We start from the raw sequence: 17,995 nt of genomic DNA, 5'->3' as shown, positions 1-17,995 counted from the left end.
CCGCAAACCAACATCGAAGTTGAGACAATAAAAGAGTAAAAATATAAAACGGTAAAAAATTTAACAACAACACAAAAACAAAATTAGAATTATGGCACTTAAAGTTAAAGCACAGGAAAAGGTGATTTCTGAACTTGTGCAATTTTAGCACAGATTGACTTTTTTCCAGTTCACCCTCTTTTAAACATTAATTTTAATGGCTTGTTGAAGTGGCGGCGAGAATAATAGGTGACTGATGGATGCTTCAGGTCCATCACCATCGTCCAGGCTGTGCCCAGGAAGCCCTCACGCTGTGGTTGCGATACCGATGCAATCGCGCTAGTAAGCTGTTCCTGAGTCATCACACCACCGGTTTCGGAAAATCGCTCACATAGGACGTCATAACGCTTATCGCCAGGCTCCAGACCTGCATTCAGTTTCTGCTGGCACAGATAGTGATTGGTCACAGCTGGCGATTCTACCACTACCATTTTGTTGTCAACATATTCAAGTACCACCCTTCTGCCCGTTGCATCGGCCATAGCGTAGTGGTGGGCCGAACCTATGTCGGAGTGCATATCTATACCCTCGAGCAGATGCAGTGCCTCGTCAACGTTGGCCGCATTTTTCAGCATATATGGTATGGCGGCAGTCGTGGTCAGGTCGGGCTTGTTAGTGTGCTGATGTGTTTCGACAGTGTCGCCAGCCATTAGGTCGGCTATGGCAAGTCCCTTCTCATTGATACCGTCGAGAGCCACAAACAGGCCTGTAAGCGACATATACTGATTCTTAAATCCCTCTGGTTTGAAACCCTCGCCAAAGTTGTAGAACTCCACGTTAAAGGTAGTGATTGTTTCGTAGCCCTTGTCAGGTATGCAGTGCATCACCACACCAATGGCCGATGGAAAATCGAAGTTGCGCCCCATCAGTATGCCGCCATCAGGCGTACTTACCGTTAGTGCTGAACATCCGTATGACTGCTTTGATGTGCTGATTTCTGGCTTGTAGTGGCCCTTAGACAGGAATTCGATGGCGTATCCTGCCAACTGGTCGGCTTTTTCTATTCCGCCCTGCGCCATCAGTCCGTCAAAGCCGTCGTCGCCCGTGTACTCCATAAAATAAAGGCCGTCGTCCAGTTTCACGCACGAATTTGCACCTTTTACCAACGGACCAAACTCCATCCACACGGCAACTCCTAATAAGACAACCAATCCCAAAACGCTAAACAGCGTGATTTTTAATGCTTTCTTCATCAGTTTACAATTTAATTAATGTTTCTATTAATGTTATGTTTGATGCTGCAAAGATAATAAAATATTCGGGCAAAAACAAGGCTAATGGTAACTTTAATTGATTTTTATTTTGTTTTTCGCTCGATTTTCAGTACCTTTGCAGGCAAAATAGAAATCATAGAAAACAAATATGGCAAAAGAATTAAAAGAACTTACAAAAAGAGCCGACAACTACAGTCAGTGGTTTAACGACCTGGTAGTTAAGGCCGACCTGGCAGAGCAGAGTGCTGTACGTGGCTGTATGGTCATCAAACCTTACGGTTATGCCATCTGGGAGAAGATGCAGCAGCAGCTCGACAAGATGTTTAAGGAAACTGGTGCTCAGAACGCATACTTCCCCTTGCTCATCCCAAAGTCGTTCCTCTCGAAAGAGGCCGAGCACGTTGAGGGTTTTGCTAAGGAGTGTGCCGTAGTAACACACTACCGCCTGCGTGCCAAAGAGGACAAGAGCGGTGTTGAGGTTGACCCAACAGCTAAGCTCGAAGAGGAGCTGATTGTCCGTCCTACTTCGGAGACTATTATCTGGAATACCTATAAGAACTGGATTCACTCATGGCGCGATCTGCCCCTGATGTGCAACCAGTGGTGTAATGTGATGCGCTGGGAGATGCGTACACGCCCCTTCCTGCGTACCAGTGAGTTCCTCTGGCAGGAGGGCCACACAGCCCACGCTACCCGCGAGGAGGCCGAGGAGGAAGCACAGAAGATGCTGAAGGTATATGCCAAGTTTGCTGAGGAGTGGATGGCTGTGCCTGTAGTACAGGGCGTGAAGAGCGAGACTGAGCGTTTTGCCGGTGCGCTGGATACTTACACCATCGAGGCTATGATGCAGGACGGAAAGGCGCTGCAGAGCGGTACCAGCCACTTCCTGGGTCAGAACTTTGCCAAGGCTTTCGAGGTTACCTATCTTAATAAGGAGAACAAGCCTGAGTATGTATGGGCCACCTCATGGGGTGTTTCTACCCGCCTGATCGGTGCGCTCATCATGACTCACTCTGACGATAACGGACTGGTTCTGCCTCCACGTCTGGCTCCTATCCAGGTAGTGATTATTCCTATCGCCACCAAGCCTGAGCAGATGGAGCAGGTGAACAAGGAGGTTACTCCTATCATCGAGGCCCTGCGCGCTAAGGGTATCACCGTGAAGTTCGACGATGCTGACAACAAGCGTCCTGGCTTCAAGTTTGCCGACTACGAGTTGAAGGGTGTTCCCGTACGTCTGGTTCTGGGTGCTCGCGACCTGGAGAACGGTACCATCGAGGTAATGCGCCGCGATACGCTGGAGAAGGAGACACGCTCTATCGAGGGTATCACAGAATACGTAGAGCAGCTGCTGGAGGATATCCAGAAGAATATCTTCGAAAAGGCCAAGGCTTATCGTGATGCTCACATCTACGAGTGCGAAAACTACGAGGAGTTCAAGGAGAAGGTAAAGGACGGTGGATTCTTCCTGTGCCACTGGGACGGTACTGCCGAGACCGAGGCTAAGATCAAGGAAGAGACTCAGGCCACTATCCGCTGCGTGCCTTTCGGCGTAGAGCAGACACCTGGTGTGGATATGGTTACCGGCAAGCCCTCAAAAGCTCGCGTGATCATAGCTAGAAGCTATTAACATTGAACTTTGAACATTGAACTTTGAAGTTTGAAGTTTGAAGTTCGGTCAATGATATAGAAAGTAAAAGAGGAACCTTCTCAGGTTCCTCTTTTTTTAACCATAAACTAATATTCATAAAAAAAATCAAACATTACTTTATGGAGGCCGAAATATCACTTACCTCACGATAAACGATCTTCTAATTAACCTTAATAATCTAATACCATGAAAAACACTCTGCAAAGGTAGTTTTTTTCTTTTAGAATGCCATTAATTAGAAGTCGGAATCTGAAGATTTTAACGTTTGTTTAGCAAATCGTCGTCGCGCTTTACGATATTTTGCATTTTCAATCGCTTGATTCTTTGCGCCTGAATCCCGCTGAAACAGGGCTGCGCCAAGGGTTTCCAATCTACAGAATAATAGTGCACCCTACTCTCGCCATAAACAGAATCAACGGTGAAGGTTTCAACCATCACCACCACACTATCCATGAGCAACATATCAACACGCAAACCATCGCTCATACGAATAGACAAGCTATCGTCGGCAATAGATGTCATCTCACTGGTTCCACCCAGCGAGTTTTTTACCTCAGCCTTCATGCCCGAATCAAGGAAGTCGATGAAATCCAGACGATTGTTCTTTGAAAGATAAGGCATAAGGGAGTCAGGCATCTCCCTGAACACGTCGCGTATCTGGACGTCAGCAGCAGATGCCTGACTAAAAGTGGCGGCCATCAACAGGGCCATCAATATTTTCTTCATCCACGTGAAGGTCTTAAATCTTTAACACGAACGGCCTTGCCCTCACTCTGAGGCAACGAGCCCTTCTTTACAAGTTTTACTACTGGAGTGAGCAGAATCTCATCCTTGAGCGCACGCTGGATATCCTTCATCATCCGCTGCATCTCGGGATAGATCTCGGTCTCCAGGCTGTCGAGCTCAACTTCGACGGTCATCACATCGTTATCGTCGATGGTCTCGAGGGTAATCAGGTAATTGCTGCCCAAACCGGGATACTGCACCAGGATCTTCTCGACCTGCATGGGGAATACGTTCACACCCTTGATGATGAACATGTCGTCAGTACGACCCTTGATGCGGTCGATACGACGGTGGGTACGTCCGCACTTACATGGCTCGGCAATGATGCGGGTGAGGTCGCGCGTACGATAGCGCAGGATAGGCATCATAGTGCGGTCGAGGGTGGTAAGCACCATCTCGCCCATCTCGCCATCGGGCACTGGCTCGAGTGTATCCGGATCAACAATCTCAACGATATAGTTATCCTCCCACAGGTGCATACCGTCCTGATACTTACACTCGAAGGCTACACCAGGACCATTCATCTCGGTCATACCAAACGAGTTGTAGGCCTTTACGCCCAGCATACGCTCGATGCGGCGGCGCTGCTCCTCGGTATGAGGCTCGGCACCAATGCAAAGGGTGCGAAGCTTGGTGGTTGAGGGATCAACACCCTCCTCCTTGAACACTTCGGCCAAGCGGATGGCATATGATGGAATGGCGTGCAGACAGGTGGTGCCAAAGTCCTTTACGAACTTGATCTGACGTTTAGAGTTACCAGCTGCAGCAGGCACAGTCATGGCACCCAACCACTCTGCTCCATATTGGAAGCCAAGTCCGCCGGTAAACATGCCATAGCCGGATGAATTCTGAAACACATCGCTCTTGCGACAGCCTACCATATACAGGTTGCGGGCAATCATGTTGGCCCACGAGCAGATATCGTGCTCAGAATATACCACTACGCAGGGATTACCTGTTGTTCCGCTGGTAGAGTGGATACGAACGGCATCATCCAAATTGCCGCCAACAAGTCCAAACGGATAGTTATCGCGCAGATCCTGCTTCGTGGTGAAGGGAATCTTGCGAAGATCCTCAAGGCTATTGATTGAATCGGCCGTGATACCCAGTTTGCCTAAGCGCTCCTTGTAGAATGGCGATTTCAGGCAGACGTTGATCGTATCCTTCAGTTTTTTTACTTGCAACTGCTGGAGTTGCTCTCTTGGCATTGTCTCGAGTTCGGGCTGCCAGTACTCGCCATCGGGCTTTATGGTAGCCATAATCTTCTCGTCAGTCATATCTTATAGTTTATTATGGTTTATCATCATTATTGTTGTGCCAGCTGCATCATCATCACTGCCGACAGGCCTGCCGTCTCTGTACGCAAGCGACTCTTGCCAAGACTTACCGACACCCAGCCTGCCTTAACAGCTGCCTTCACCTCGTCGATTGAGAAGTCGCCTTCAGGCCCAACCAGAACCGTCACATCGTCAGAGTCGGAAGGTTTGCGTAACTCATCAAAAAGCTCGGTACGAGGCACTTCCTCATAGCAGTGAGCGATATATTTACGGCCCTCAAGCGGCTGTTTCAGGAAAGCATCAAAATGAACCATCTCATTGACCTGAGGTTTCCATGCCTTATGACTCTGCTTGACAGCTGCGGTGACAATCTTGTCAAGACGGACCAGCTTTACCAGTCGACGCTCAGAGAACTTGCAGTTCAGGAACGATACCTCGTCGATACCAACCTCGGTGGCCTTCTCCATCATCCACTCCATGCGGTCCATCATCTTGGTGGGCGCAATACCTAAGTGCAGGTGGCCTTTCCACTGGCGCTCCTGAGGCAGCTTCTCCAGGATTTCATAATAGCAGTGATGCGTAGCCGCCACTGTTACTTGAGCACGAAAGTAATTACCCTCACCATCCATCAGGAACAGCTCGTCGCCACTCTTCAGGCGCAATACACGCATGGCGTGCATGGCCTCATCAGTAGGTAACTCTGTCTGATTCTCAGCATCAGGCACAAAAAAATATCTTGCTTCCTTCATATCTGTTCTTTATTTCTTTTCCGGATGGAACACAAGGGCGAACGAAATGCCTACTACCAGTGCAAATGCAGCAAAGATAAACCAGCAAGTGGCCCAATTACCCTGCAGGAATCCATTCTCCCAATAACAATAATGGTTTACTATCTCGCCAGCAGCCAGTGTACCTATTGTTGCGCCAACACCATTGGTCATCATCATAAACAATCCCTGAGCCGAAGCCTTGATGCTGGGATCACATTCCTGATCAACGAAGATACCACCCGACACATTGAAGAAGTCGAAGGCCACACCGTAAACGATGCAAGAGAGAATGAACATGATAACGCCTGGCATAGCGGGGTTACCAACACCGAAGAATCCGAAACGGAATACCCAGGCGAACATCGACATGAGCATGACCACCTTAATACCATATCGTTTCAGGAAGAATGGTATCATGAGGATACACAGCGCTTCACTGATTTGTGAGATACTGGTAAGCAGTGTTGCGTTATTGGCTGCAAACGAGCTGGCAATAGCTGCATCGGCACTACCCTTGAAGCTGGTAATGAACGGACCGGCATAGCCATTGGTTACCTGCAGGCACATACCCAACAGGGCCGAGAAGATAAAGAACAGCGCCATATTGCGATTCTTGAACAGCTTGAAGGCATTGAGACCCAGGCTCTCGATGAGCGAAACCTTCTCCTTGACCACCACCTTACACTCGGGCAATGTGAAGCAATAGAAGCAGAGCACAATGCTGAGGATGCCTGATACAAAGAACTGCATGTAGGTATACTGGAACTTATAGGCGCTGTCGGCCAGCGTCATGCTGAAGCTGCCATCCTGCCATACGGCACAGTTAACAAACCACATGGTTACGATGAAGCCCACGGTGCCCAGCACACGGATGGGGGGAAAATCCTTCACGGTATCAAGTCCGTTGTTCTTCAGAATAGTGAAGGCAGCGGTATTCGACAAAGCGATGGTTGGCATGAAGAATGCCACACTCAGGGTGTAAAGCGTGATGAACAGTGCCTTATCGGGCAACTCATTGCCAAAGCCAGCCTGGAGGCCTAACCACCAGCAGCCCAGCATAAAGCCACCTGCTGCCAAGTGGCACAAGCCCAACAAGCGCTGTGGCTGAATATACTTATCGGCTACAATTCCCATCAAAGTGGGCATAAAGATACTGACGATACCCTGAATAGCATAGAACCAGGAAATCTTGTCGCCCAGTCCGGCCACTCCGAGGTAATTACCCATACATGTAAGATAAGCTCCCCAAACTGCGAACTCCAGGAAGTTCATCAATGATAAACGGAATTTCAGATTCATAATTGTTATACTCGATTATTGGTTCAATTATTCTTTTTCATCTGGCGCATTCTATTCACCTCGCCAATGGTGAGTGGATGGTCGTCCAAAGGCTTAACAGTATCAGGCGTCAGCACCTTGACACTATCACCCAGGGGTTTCGGAGCCATCGGCTGTTCAACCACCTTATTGTGGAAACGTATCAGCTGGATATTATTCACAAACAATATACAGAGATTATAGGTCAGCTCTGTTGCGGGGCGCATACCACACATCACAAATCCCTTGATCTCCTTCACACGCTCCTTGCAATAAGGTATGCGCAAAGAAGACGTGCCAGAAGATGATATGACGGTGTTTTGCTTGGTGGTACTATCGTTCTCATAGGTGATTGCCATATAGACTGTGGCCTGACGGTTTCCATTCTGCATCAGCCATGTGGTGTTGATATTCATGACAAAACTGTCGCCAGCATGAAAGGTTGTATCGGCTAACTGACGAAACGAATACAGATGATATGGACGGTCGTTGAGCAGCATCAGCATGCGCTCACCCTCCCACACATCTGTAGTATCGCCATTTAGCGAATTTGATGCAAAATTCTGCATCTCATTGATAGCGCCACCATACTTCTCGGCTTCGTCGTTCAGGCGGTTCTGCACATTCTTATAAATTTCCTGGAACCGGTCTGCACGCGTATAGTAATACACCAACGAAGAATCGAAAGCCGCCTGCGTAAATCCATGTTCATTCAGAACCGTTTCGAACGCAAGCCTGCGGTTATATTCCTCGTCACCACTCTGCTGAGCAGCTATACCTTGGGCTATGTGATAATCGTATAGCAGATCCTCCATGTCGTCAGGTTGAATATACTGTGACGGAACCTGAGGTTTACAGCTTACCAACATGGCTACAGCTGCCACCAGCTGGATGATATGTATAGCCTTACTCTTCAACTTGTTTCTCCTTACTCTTCAATGAAATCTTACTGATTTCTTCACGATAGAACAATAGCAGCAGGACAACACTGACACTGATACTGGCATCGGCGAAATTGAATACCGGGCTAAAGAACACAAAGTGCTCACCACCCACAAACGGCATCCACATAGGCCACTCTGTCTCAATCAACGGGAAGTAGAACATATCTACTACCTTACCCATCAAGAAAGGCGCATAACCAGTTCCGAAGTCAACGAAATACGACAGATAATAGGGCGACGACTCATTGAACATCAAGCCGTAGAACATGCAATCTATCAGATTGCCTGCTGCACCTGCCAGCACCATCGAAAGACATACAAGATAGCCCCAACGCGCATTCTTCTGTATCTGCTGCCAGATGTAATAACCCAGCACACAGATAGCAGCCACACGGAACAGTGACAACACAATCTTGCTGCCTAACTGCATACCAAAAGCCATACCCATATTCTCGATAAAAGTAATATAGAACCAATCTGTAATATGGATACTCTCATGGAGCGACATCGAAGTCTTTACCCAGATCTTGATAGCCTGGTCAATAAGGAGAATGGCGACTATAATAAATGTCGCCAGTCTGCCTTTGGTGATAAGTTTTCCTAAACTCACTTTTTCTGATTCAACTTTGACTCTACACTGAGGGTAGCATGTGGAACCGCACGAAGGCGCTCCTTGGGAATCAGCTTACCCGTGATACGGTCGATACCGTAAGTTTTGTTCTCGATACGAATCAATGCAGCCTTCAGGCCCTGGATGAACTTCTGCTGGCGGGCTGCCATCGAGATGAGTTCCTCTTTCGACTGGGTTGCACTACCCTCCTCCAATGCTTTGTATGTAGGTGATGTGTCATCTACATCATTGCTGTCCTCATTGGTCAGCACACGCATCATCTGGTCGTAATCACGTTTGGCCAAAGCCATCTTTTCATTGATAATCTGACGGAACTCTTCGAGCTCTTCATCAGTATAGCGAGTCTTCTCTGCCATAATAATAAATGTTTAGTTATTGATTATTTCTAATTCTTTGTAACTGTAATGTTCAACTTGAAGTCATCGAACTCAACCTCCTGGCCGTCATTAGGTTGTAGAGTAATATTATCGGCCAGAACCTGAGTCTTGATGTAGTCAGCGAAGCTATCAACAGCCTTCTTCACCTCATCGTTTGGAGCAATCACCACGCTAATACGATCTGTAATCTCGAAGCCACTCTCCTTACGAATATTCTGAATACGGTTGATGAGTTCGCGGGCCATACCCTCGTTCTTCAGCTCATCAGTCAGCTCAACCTCAAGAGCCACTGTCAGGTTACCCTCGTTAGCTACCAGCCAGCCTGGGATGTCTTCGCTGATAATCTCAACATCAACAGCCTCGACGGTGATATCCTGACCCTCGACATTGATACCGATGGTACCCTGCTTCTCGAGCTCGGCAATCTGCTCCTGTGTCAGGGCATCCATAGCGGCAGCTACACTCTTCATGAGCTTACCGAACTTCTTACCCATGGTACGGAAGTTACACTTCACCTTCTTAACCAGCACGCCAGCACCCTCAACGAAACGGAGTTCCTTCACGTTAACCTCGTTCATGATCAGGTCCTTAACGGCCTCGATGTGCTTCTTCTGAGTCTCGTCCACAGCAGGAATCATGATGGCCTGCAGTGGCTGGCGAACCTTGATATTCACCTTACGGCGAAGGGCCAGAACCATTGAGGTAATCTTCTGAGCCATCTGCATGCGAGCCTCGAGATCCTTATCAATCTGTGCCTCGTCGGCTACAGGGAACTTATCCAGGTGTACTGAGTCGAGCTCACCACCCAGGTCCTTATACAGCTGATCAGCATAGAATGGTGCGAATGGAGCCAACAGCTTGGCAACGGTCATCAAGCAGGTGTAGAGCGTCTGATAAGCCGAGAGCTTGTCCTCGCTCATCTCCTTACCCCAGAAACGTTTGCGGTTCAAACGAACAAACCAGTTAGAAAGGTCGTCGTTTACGAACGCGTCAATCAGTCGTCCGGCACGTGTTGGATCGTAGCCATCCAGCTCTTTCTCAACACCCTTGATGAGGGTATTCAGACAAGAGAGAATCCAGCGATCGATCTCAGGACGCTTCTCGAATGCCACCTGTGCTGCTGTTGGGTCGAAACCATCCACATTAGCATAGAGTGCGAAGAAGCTATAGGTGTTATAAAGTGTTCCGAAGAACTTACGACGTACCTCATCTACGCCCTCTGGGTCGAACTTCAGGTTGTCCCAAGGCTCAGAGTTGGTCATCATATACAGACGTACAGCATCGCTACCGTACTTGCCTATCATATCGAATGGGTTTACTACGTTACCCACGTGCTTCGACATCTTGTTACCCTTGGCATCGAGCACCAGACCTGAAGAAATAACATTCTTGAAGGCTACTGAGTCGAAAATCATGGTAGCAATAGCGTGCAGGGTGAAGAACCAACCACGGGTCTGGTCGACACCCTCGTTGATAAAGTCGCAAGGGAATGCGATACCCTTATCAATCAGATCCTTATTCTCGAATGGATAGTGGATCTGTGCGTATGGCATAGAACCAGAATCGAACCAAACGTCGATCAGGTCGGTCTCGCGCTTCATAGGCTTACCGCTCTCTGATACCAGTACGATGTTGTCAACGTATGGACGATGTAGGTCGATCTTATCGTAGTTCTCCTTGCTCATATCGCCAGGAACAAAACCATTGTCCTTCAATGGGTTGCTCTGCATGAAGCCTGCCTTAACAGCCTTCTCAATCTCGTTGTAGAGTTCCTCTACCGAACCGATGCAGATTTCCTTGCCATCCTCGTCGCGCCAGATAGGCAGTGGTGTACCCCAGAAACGTGAACGAGAGAGGTTCCAGTCGTTCAGGTTCTCCAGCCAGTTACCAAAGCGGCCTGTACCAGTGCTCTCGGGCTGCCAGTTGATGGTCTTGTTCAATTCGAACATACGCTCCTTCTTGGCAGTTGAACGAATGAACCAAGAATCCAATGGATAATAGAGTACGGGCTTATCGGTACGCCAGCAGTGAGGATAGTTGTGCACGTGCTTCTCAATCTTGAGTGCGGTGCCCTCCTGCTTCATCTCCATACAGATAACGATGTTCAGGTCCTCAGCCTTCGCTGCAGCCTGCTCGTCGTACTTGCCATCCTTGTTGAACTCAGGTGCATAGGCGTTCTTCACGTAGTCACCAGCGTGGTGACCGTATGCCTTTACATCTACACACTTCTCAACAAAGTTATTATCCAGTTCGTCCATCACATAGTACTTACCCTGGAGGTCGACCATTGGACGTGTCTCACCTTTCTTATTAATAAGGAACAGACTTGGGATATGGGCATCCTTAGCCACCTTGGCGTCATCAGCACCGAAGGTAGGCGCAATATGTACGATACCGGCACCATCCTCTGTGGTTACGTAATCGCCAGGAATCACACGGAAAGCCTCGCTCTCCATCTCTACAAACTGATCCTTGCCATTCTCACCAGCGAATACTTTCTCAGGATGTGCAGCTGCATACTCCTTCACGTAGTCGGCAGCGTTCTGATCGAGCTTAGCCGAGGGCTTAACCCAAGGCATCAGCTGCTGGTACTTCATGCCAACCAGTTCCTCACCAGTATAACGACCAACAATGCGATAAGGCACAAACTTCTCGCCCTTGTTGTATTCAGGCATCTCATCGCCATCGGTGATATTACCCTCAGGTGAGAGATAAGCATTCAAGCGGCTCTCGGCCAGTACGATGGTCATCTTCTCGCCATTATAGGCATTGTATGTCTGTACAGCTACGTAATCAATCTTCGGTCCTACGCAAAGTGCAGTGTTCGAAGGCAATGTCCAAGGAGTGGTTGTCCAGGCTACGAAGTAAGCCTCACCCCACTTGGTCCACTCTTCCTTAGGATTGAGAGCCTTGAACAGGGCAGTAACAGTGGTATCCTTCACATCGCGATAGCAACCTGGCTGGTTCAGCTCGTGTGAGCTCAGACCAGTACCTGCACCTGGCGAATATGGCTGGATGGTGTAACCCTTGTAAAGCAAGCCCTTCTTATAGAACTGCTGCAACAGCCACCACAGTGTCTCGATGTATTTGTTGTCGTAGGTAATGTAAGGATTATCCAAATCAACGAAATAACCCATCTTCTCTGTGAGGTCGCGCCACTCCTGTGTGAACATCATCACATTCTCGCGGCACTTCTTATTGTAATCCTCGGTTGAGATGTACTTTTCTGATGCTTTATTATCGATATCCGCCTTGGTAATACCCAACTCCTTCTCGACGCCCAACTCTACAGGCAGTCCGTGAGTATCCCAACCAGCCTTACGCTTCACCTGATAACCCTTCATGGTCTTATAACGGTTGAAGGTATCCTTAATGGTACGCGCCAACACATGGTGAATACCAGGGTGTCCATTTGCAGAGGGAGGTCCCTCAAAGAATACAAACTGAGGACATCCCTCACGCTCATCTACCGAGCGCCAGAATACATTCTTCTCACGCCACATCTCCAGGATATCATTGTTAACCTGGGTCAGATTCAAGCCGTTATGTTCTGCAAACTTCTTTGCCATATTCTAACTTTTTTAGCTTCTATTTTTTAACCTTTATTATTTAGCGTGCAAAGGTAGTGATTTTATCTGACCTGACCAAAGAAATAAATAATTTTAAGATTTACATATCAAAAAATGCAGAAAAATTTCTCTTTTCTATTTTTTTTCAGTATATTTGCCCTCAGAATTCCAATAATAGCAACTTAAAACAGTTTATTTATTAACGTATGATTACCTTTTCAATGATTTTGCAGCTCTGTATCGTACTCGGTGCACTGTGGGTAGGCTCTCGTTATGGCAGTTTGGCATTGGGAGCAATTTCAGGAATCGGTTTGGCCATTCTCGTGTTCGGGTTCGGATTGAAACCCGGCTCACCTCCAACCGACGTTATTTACATCATCATCGCAGCTGTAACATGTGCTGGCATCATGCAGGCTTCAGGCGGTATGGACTGGCTGATACAGATAGCAGAGAAGATGCTGCGCAAGCATCCCGACCACATCACGTTCTTCGCGCCATTGTGTACATTCTTCCTCACCGTATTGGTAGGAACAGGTCACGTGGTTTACACACTGATGCCTATTATCTGCGACATCGCGCTGAAGAAAGGTATCCGCCCGGAACGCCCCTGTGGTGTTGCTTCGATCGCCTCACAGGTAGGTATCACCTGTTCGCCTATCGCAGCAGCTGTCGTGGCATTCGTCACCATCTCTAATGCCAACCACTTCGACATTACGATTCCACGCGTGCTGATGGTCAGCATTCCTGCTTGTGTCTGCGGACTGATTGCTGCTGCAGCTGCTTCCTATCATCGTGGTCTCGACCTCGATAAAGATCCAGAATTCCAGAAAAAGATTGCTGATCCTATTCAGCGAGAGTATATCTATGGCTCTAATGCCACAACACTCGACAAGGAGATCCCACAGTCGGCCAAGAATGCTGTATTCATCTTCCTGGGTGCGCTGGCTATCATCGTCATGTTTGCTGCCCTCCCCGACCTATTACCATCATATCCTACGGTAAAGGCTGTTAAGGGTGCTGGCGATCTGACACTTGTAAGTGGCGTTACCATCTCTGCCTCAACGCTGGCTAAGGCAGGTGTTGTAGCCGAGGGATTCACAGAGAAAGGCATGGTTGACCTGAAGATGAACCTGGTGATCCAGATTGTCATGATTTCTGCTGCCGCCCTGATGATCATATTCTGTAAAGCCCAACCCAAAAAGGCTGTAGCTGGTCCTGTATGGCAATCGGGTATGGTAGCCGTTGTGGCCATCTACGGCATCGCCTGGCTGGCTGATACCTACTTCTCAAATTACATGAGCGAGATGCAGGCTATGCTGGCTGATATCGTAAAAGAATATCCATGGAGTATTGCTTTTGTATTCTTCCTGGTGTCTGTGCTCATCAACTCGCAGGGAGCTGTAGTGGTAGCCATGTTACCATTGGCATATAAGCTGGGAATCCCCGGACCTGTCCTGTTAGGTGTACTGCCCGCTGTTTACGGTTACTTCTTTATCCCTAACTACCCATCGGATATCGCCACCGTCAACTTCGACCGCTCGGGTACTACGGTAATCGGTAAATACCTGTTGAACCACTCGTTCATGATGCCTGGTTTGATCAGCGTATTCACCTCTACGATAGTAGCTTATCTGCTTTCAATGATATTCTACTAAAAGGCATAAAAATAGCCCTCGCCAATGTGACGAGGGCTTCTTTTTTTATGTATAAGCTTTAAAGATTCAAGCTCTTCTTCAGGGCCTCGATCTTCTCTTCAGCAGCCTTGCAGCAGCGCTCGTAATCGGCAGCATCCTTAAAGCTAGCATCCTTCACCTCGGTGTAGAACTTAATCTTTGGCTCGGTACCTGAAGGACGAACCGATACCTTTGTACCATCCTCACAGAACCACTGCAGAACGTTGCTGGTGTCAGGCATATTCAGCTTCTCAACACTACCGTCGGCCTTCTTAGCCTCGAGTGTCTTGTAGTCCTTCCACAGGCAAACCTTGCTACCACCCAGCTCCTTTGGAGGATTAGCGCGGAAGTCGGTCATCATCTGCTTAATCTCATCGGCACCGGTCTTACCAGGACGAACCACATTGATGGTTACCTCCTTAGAGAATCCGTACTCCTTGTAGATGTTCATCAGCAGGTCGTACAGAGTCATACCGTTGTCGCGAGCCCAAGCTGCAATCTCACAAATCAAGCAGATAGATGCTGGAGAATCCTTATCGCGAACCTTATCGAATGGCAGGAATCCGAAGCTCTCCTCACCACCACCGATATACTTCTTCACGCCCTCAGAGATGCGGATCTCGTTGGCAATCCACTTAAAGCCTGTATAGCAGTCGCGATACTCTACACCGTTCTTCTTAGCAATCTCAGCAATAACCTCGGTAGTAACAATGGTCTTTACCAGGAACTCGTTACCCTTCAGCTGGCCGAGCTTCTTCTTGTTGGCAATGATGTACCATGAGAACATCATACAGGTCTGGTTACCATTCAGGATCTCCCACTCACCCTTAGCATTGCGGCAAACAATAGCCAAGCGGTCGGCATCCGGGTCAGAAGCGATGACCAGGTCGGCATTCAGGCGTGTACCCAACTTCATACCAAGAGTCATAGCCTCAGCATTCTCTGGGTTAGGACTAACTACTGTTGGGAAATTACCATCGATAACCATCTGCTCGGGAACCACATGGATATTCTGGAAGCCCCATGAACGCAGTGCCTCAGGAATGATTACACGACCAGTACCGTGCATAGGGCTGTAAACGATGTTCAGATCCTTCTGGCGCAGGATAACATCCTGATCTACCATAGCCTCCTTAACAGCCTGCAGGTAATCCCAGTCCATCTCACCACCAATGATGTCGATAAGTTCCTTGTTGCCTTCGAACTTAACATCCTCGATCCTAACCTTGTTCACCTCGTCGATGATACCCTTATCGTGTGGAGCCAGCACCTGAGCACCATCGTCCCAGTAAGCCTTGTATCCATTATATTCGCGAGGATTGTGTGAGGCTGTTACGTTAACACCTGCCTGACAGCCAAGCTGACGGATGGCGAATGAAATCTCCGGTGTTGGACGCAGACTCTCAAACAGATAAACCTTAATGCCATTAGCTGAGAAGATATCAGCTACAGTCTCAGCAAACATACGACCATTGTTACGGCAATCATGACCAACAACAACCGAACTCTGCTTGCCAGGGAATGCCTTCAGGATATAATTGGCAAAACCCTGTGTAGCCATACCTACAATGTACTTATTCATACGGTTGGTACCAGCACCCATGATACCACGAAGGCCACCTGTACCAAACTCCAGATTCTGATAGAAAGCATCAATCAGCGCAGTCTTGTCAGCATTGTCAAGCATTGCCTGTACTTCCTTACGTGTCTCCTCATCAAAGGCTGGAGAAAGCCATTCCTTAGCCCGTGCCTCGCACTGAGCAATCAATTGAGAATTGTCTGCCATAGTCTTACTTGATTTATCTCTTTAGATTGTTACTTAATTCCATTTTACAAAGATACGCAAAAATACAAAAGGATAGGCGAAAAGCAGAATCTATTTATAGAATCTTAACTTTTCGCCTAACCACATATCACGTTCTATGATGTTACCTACTCTTCAACAGTTTGTCTATCTCATCAAACTGCTTACCCATATTCAGGTTGAAATAAATCCTATAAAGTGCTGGTGCCCATTTATCCACCTCGTCAGGAGCCATCTCACGGTATTTCTCCATATAAGGACGGGCCTTATCATACATTTTCTTTATCTGGTTCTTGTACTTACGTGAGTCCATGCGCTGAGCGATATTCAAGCAAGCGATACCGCCATTATAGTAAATATCTGGCATATCAGGCTGCTGCTGTATCAACTGGTCACTGTACTTCAAACAGTCGCCATACTTTCTCAGATTCAGCATCACTGTGCTCTTGGCAAAAAGGAACAGCTGATTCAGTGTGTCAGTCTTTAACGCCTCGTTAACCACACTATCAGCCATCTGATAGTCGCCACGGCTATTGTAGATATCCATCAGTCGAGGGAAAAAGTAGTTTGAATTGGGATACTTTGAGAATCCCTGCCACAAAGTGGCGATATGCATAGAATCCTCCTCCAATTTATCCCAGGCCTCGGCCATATACTGTAAGGTATACTCAAGTTTGGCTTCATCACGTTGTGCTGTTGATGCATGACGCAATACCAACACAGGATCATCCAGTCGATAGCCACAATATGTAGCCCAGTAGGCCACCTCCCCCATCTTTGGATCCTTGTACATCAGGTCATAGCCCTCGAACAAAGGCTGACGATCACAATCCAGATAGGTTTCGAAAAGACTATACGCCTTTTTGAAATCACCTTTCTTCAGATGATGGGCTCCACCATAATAGATGTTCGGGCGATATGTCAGCATCTTGGCTGCATTCGCCTTGCGATATTCAGGACGGCTCTTGCCATTCTTATCAGGGAGAGCATCCACAGAGTCGAGTTTCTCAGCGACTATAAACATACGCTGAGCCAGATCGAAGAATTTTGTTGTGTCAACCTGCTGCTTGATATACATCTTTTCATTGATGGCCAGATACTGTTTTTCTACAGCCTGCAACCATATATCATAGATACGGGTATTCCGACGATTGGCAGAATCCTTCAGCAAATCGGTCATCAGTGTCTCCGCTTGCTCAATATTTTTACCACTCTTCAATATCGTTCGTGCATCACCAATCTGTTTACGCTGAGCACACATCGTAGTACTCAACATCAGTGCACAAAGGGGCAATATAATTTTTATCTTCATCCAGTTTATACCTAATTATCTGTCTAAGCGGTTGCAAAGGTATAAAAAAAATCCATAAAATATTTGGAAACTACAGATTTTTTAGTTATTTTTGCAACCATAGAATCTACATAGCGCCTTTTGGACAATGAAAAAGAAGTATTTATTATGGGGTTACGCAGTGATTGCGATCTGTAGTATTGTCATCCTGATAACTATTACCATCACATCTGTTGCTGGCATTAAGGCCACACGTAACCGTATGTCGAATCCCGAGAATCGCAGAGCCATTTATGACACTGCAGCTAAAGTTACACGCGACACTGGTCTCAAATTTCCCGACTTTCGCATTCAAGAGCAGAAGGCGGGCGAGTTTATTGCGGATGGTGCCTTGTGGCAAGATACACTGGTTGTTTACTTCTACAAAGGTATCAGCAAAGATGTGTTCCGCTCATTTGAAGAGCGTGCCAAGACAATTTCCGAAACAAACGACACCACCAAAAGTGTACGTATCGACAGTCTGAACTATTACTACCAGGACCGCTATGTAAGCGGATTCCGCTCGTCAGTCATGGTACATATCAACCGCAACTCACAATACGGCGAGATTATCTACGGCAACTGGTCAGACAAAACAAAATAGATTCGTCAG

Annotated in this window: 14 protein-coding genes; 3 read left to right on the top strand and 11 right to left on the bottom strand. The window is 47.6% G+C overall.

What is annotated here, in order from left to right:
• Positions 1-170 precede the first annotated feature (170 nt).
• Positions 171-1,232: a linear amide C-N hydrolase gene (locus T491_RS16070; protein ID WP_081773303.1), complete on the bottom strand. Its 1,062-nt coding sequence runs from the start codon at positions 1,230-1,232 to the stop codon at positions 171-173.
• 169 nt (positions 1,233-1,401) lie between these two features.
• On the opposite strand from T491_RS16070, the gene proS reads away from it, so the two are divergent.
• A complete protein-coding gene (gene proS, locus T491_RS0108425; RefSeq protein ID WP_028903504.1) occupies positions 1,402-2,883 on the top strand; it encodes a proline--tRNA ligase in 1,482 nt (493 codons plus the stop codon).
• A 279-nt stretch (positions 2,884-3,162) separates the two neighbouring features.
• On the opposite strand, the gene T491_RS16065 is transcribed toward proS, so the two are convergent.
• Genes T491_RS16065 through ileS form a run of 8 tightly spaced genes read right to left on the bottom strand, consistent with a single transcriptional unit; the run spans position 3,163 to position 12,575 of the window.
• A complete protein-coding gene (locus tag T491_RS16065; protein WP_051523056.1) occupies positions 3,163-3,630 on the bottom strand; it encodes a DUF3256 family protein in 468 nt (155 codons plus the stop codon).
• Entirely contained in the window at positions 3,627-4,949 is a 1,323-nt protein-coding gene (locus T491_RS0108415; protein ID WP_028903503.1) for a phenylacetate--CoA ligase family protein, read from the bottom strand. Before T491_RS0108415 ends, T491_RS16065 begins: the two co-directional genes overlap by 4 nt.
• A 47-nt stretch (positions 4,950-4,996) precedes the next feature.
• Positions 4,997-5,716, bottom strand: coding sequence for a 16S rRNA (uracil(1498)-N(3))-methyltransferase (locus tag T491_RS0108410; protein ID WP_028903502.1), 720 nt, complete (start codon positions 5,714-5,716; stop codon positions 4,997-4,999).
• A gap of 9 nt (positions 5,717-5,725) precedes the next feature.
• Positions 5,726-7,036, bottom strand: a complete 1,311-nt coding sequence (locus T491_RS0108405; RefSeq protein ID WP_028903501.1) for an MFS transporter — start codon at positions 7,034-7,036, stop codon at positions 5,726-5,728.
• Positions 7,037-7,059: 23 nt separating this feature from the next.
• Positions 7,060-7,971, bottom strand: coding sequence for a DUF4296 domain-containing protein (locus T491_RS0108400; RefSeq protein ID WP_028903500.1), 912 nt, complete (start codon positions 7,969-7,971; stop codon positions 7,060-7,062).
• On the bottom strand, positions 7,961-8,608 hold the full coding sequence (locus tag T491_RS0108395) for a lipoprotein signal peptidase (RefSeq protein WP_028903499.1): 648 nt from the start codon (positions 8,606-8,608) through the stop codon (positions 7,961-7,963). The genes T491_RS0108400 and T491_RS0108395 overlap by 11 nt, the downstream gene beginning before the upstream one ends.
• Complete coding sequence (locus T491_RS0108390) at positions 8,605-8,985, bottom strand: molecular chaperone DnaK (protein ID WP_028903498.1); 381 nt, start codon at positions 8,983-8,985, stop codon at positions 8,605-8,607. Before T491_RS0108390 ends, T491_RS0108395 begins: the two co-directional genes overlap by 4 nt.
• Before the next feature lie 29 nt (positions 8,986-9,014).
• A complete protein-coding gene (gene ileS, locus T491_RS0108385; protein ID WP_028903497.1) occupies positions 9,015-12,575 on the bottom strand; it encodes an isoleucine--tRNA ligase in 3,561 nt (1,186 codons plus the stop codon).
• A gap of 206 nt (positions 12,576-12,781) precedes the next feature.
• On the opposite strand from ileS, the gene T491_RS0108380 reads away from it, so the two are divergent.
• Positions 12,782-14,230, top strand: a complete 1,449-nt coding sequence (locus tag T491_RS0108380) for an anaerobic C4-dicarboxylate transporter (RefSeq protein ID WP_036915719.1) — start codon at positions 12,782-12,784, stop codon at positions 14,228-14,230.
• Between the two features lie 58 nt (positions 14,231-14,288).
• On the opposite strand, the gene T491_RS0108375 is transcribed toward T491_RS0108380, so the two are convergent.
• Both T491_RS0108375 and T491_RS0108370 read right to left on the bottom strand, forming a co-directional pair.
• Entirely contained in the window at positions 14,289-16,034 is a 1,746-nt protein-coding gene (locus T491_RS0108375; RefSeq protein ID WP_028903495.1) for a phospho-sugar mutase, read from the bottom strand.
• A gap of 142 nt (positions 16,035-16,176) precedes the next feature.
• Entirely contained in the window at positions 16,177-17,364 is a 1,188-nt protein-coding gene (locus T491_RS0108370; protein WP_155950079.1) for a M48 family metallopeptidase, read from the bottom strand.
• 127 nt (positions 17,365-17,491) lie between these two features.
• Here T491_RS0108370 and T491_RS0108365 point away from each other — a divergent pair, with 127 nt between their 5' ends.
• On the top strand, positions 17,492-17,986 hold the full coding sequence (locus T491_RS0108365) for a hypothetical protein (RefSeq protein WP_028903493.1): 495 nt from the start codon (positions 17,492-17,494) through the stop codon (positions 17,984-17,986).
• The last annotated feature ends 9 nt before the right edge of the window (positions 17,987-17,995 follow it).

Origin of the sequence: Prevotella sp. P6B4, from assembly GCF_000619985.1 — a bacterium.
GTDB lineage: Bacteria > Bacteroidota > Bacteroidia > Bacteroidales > Bacteroidaceae > Prevotella.
Note: the sequence above shows the minus strand (reverse complement) of the source record. Positions and strands in the feature narration are given on the sequence as shown.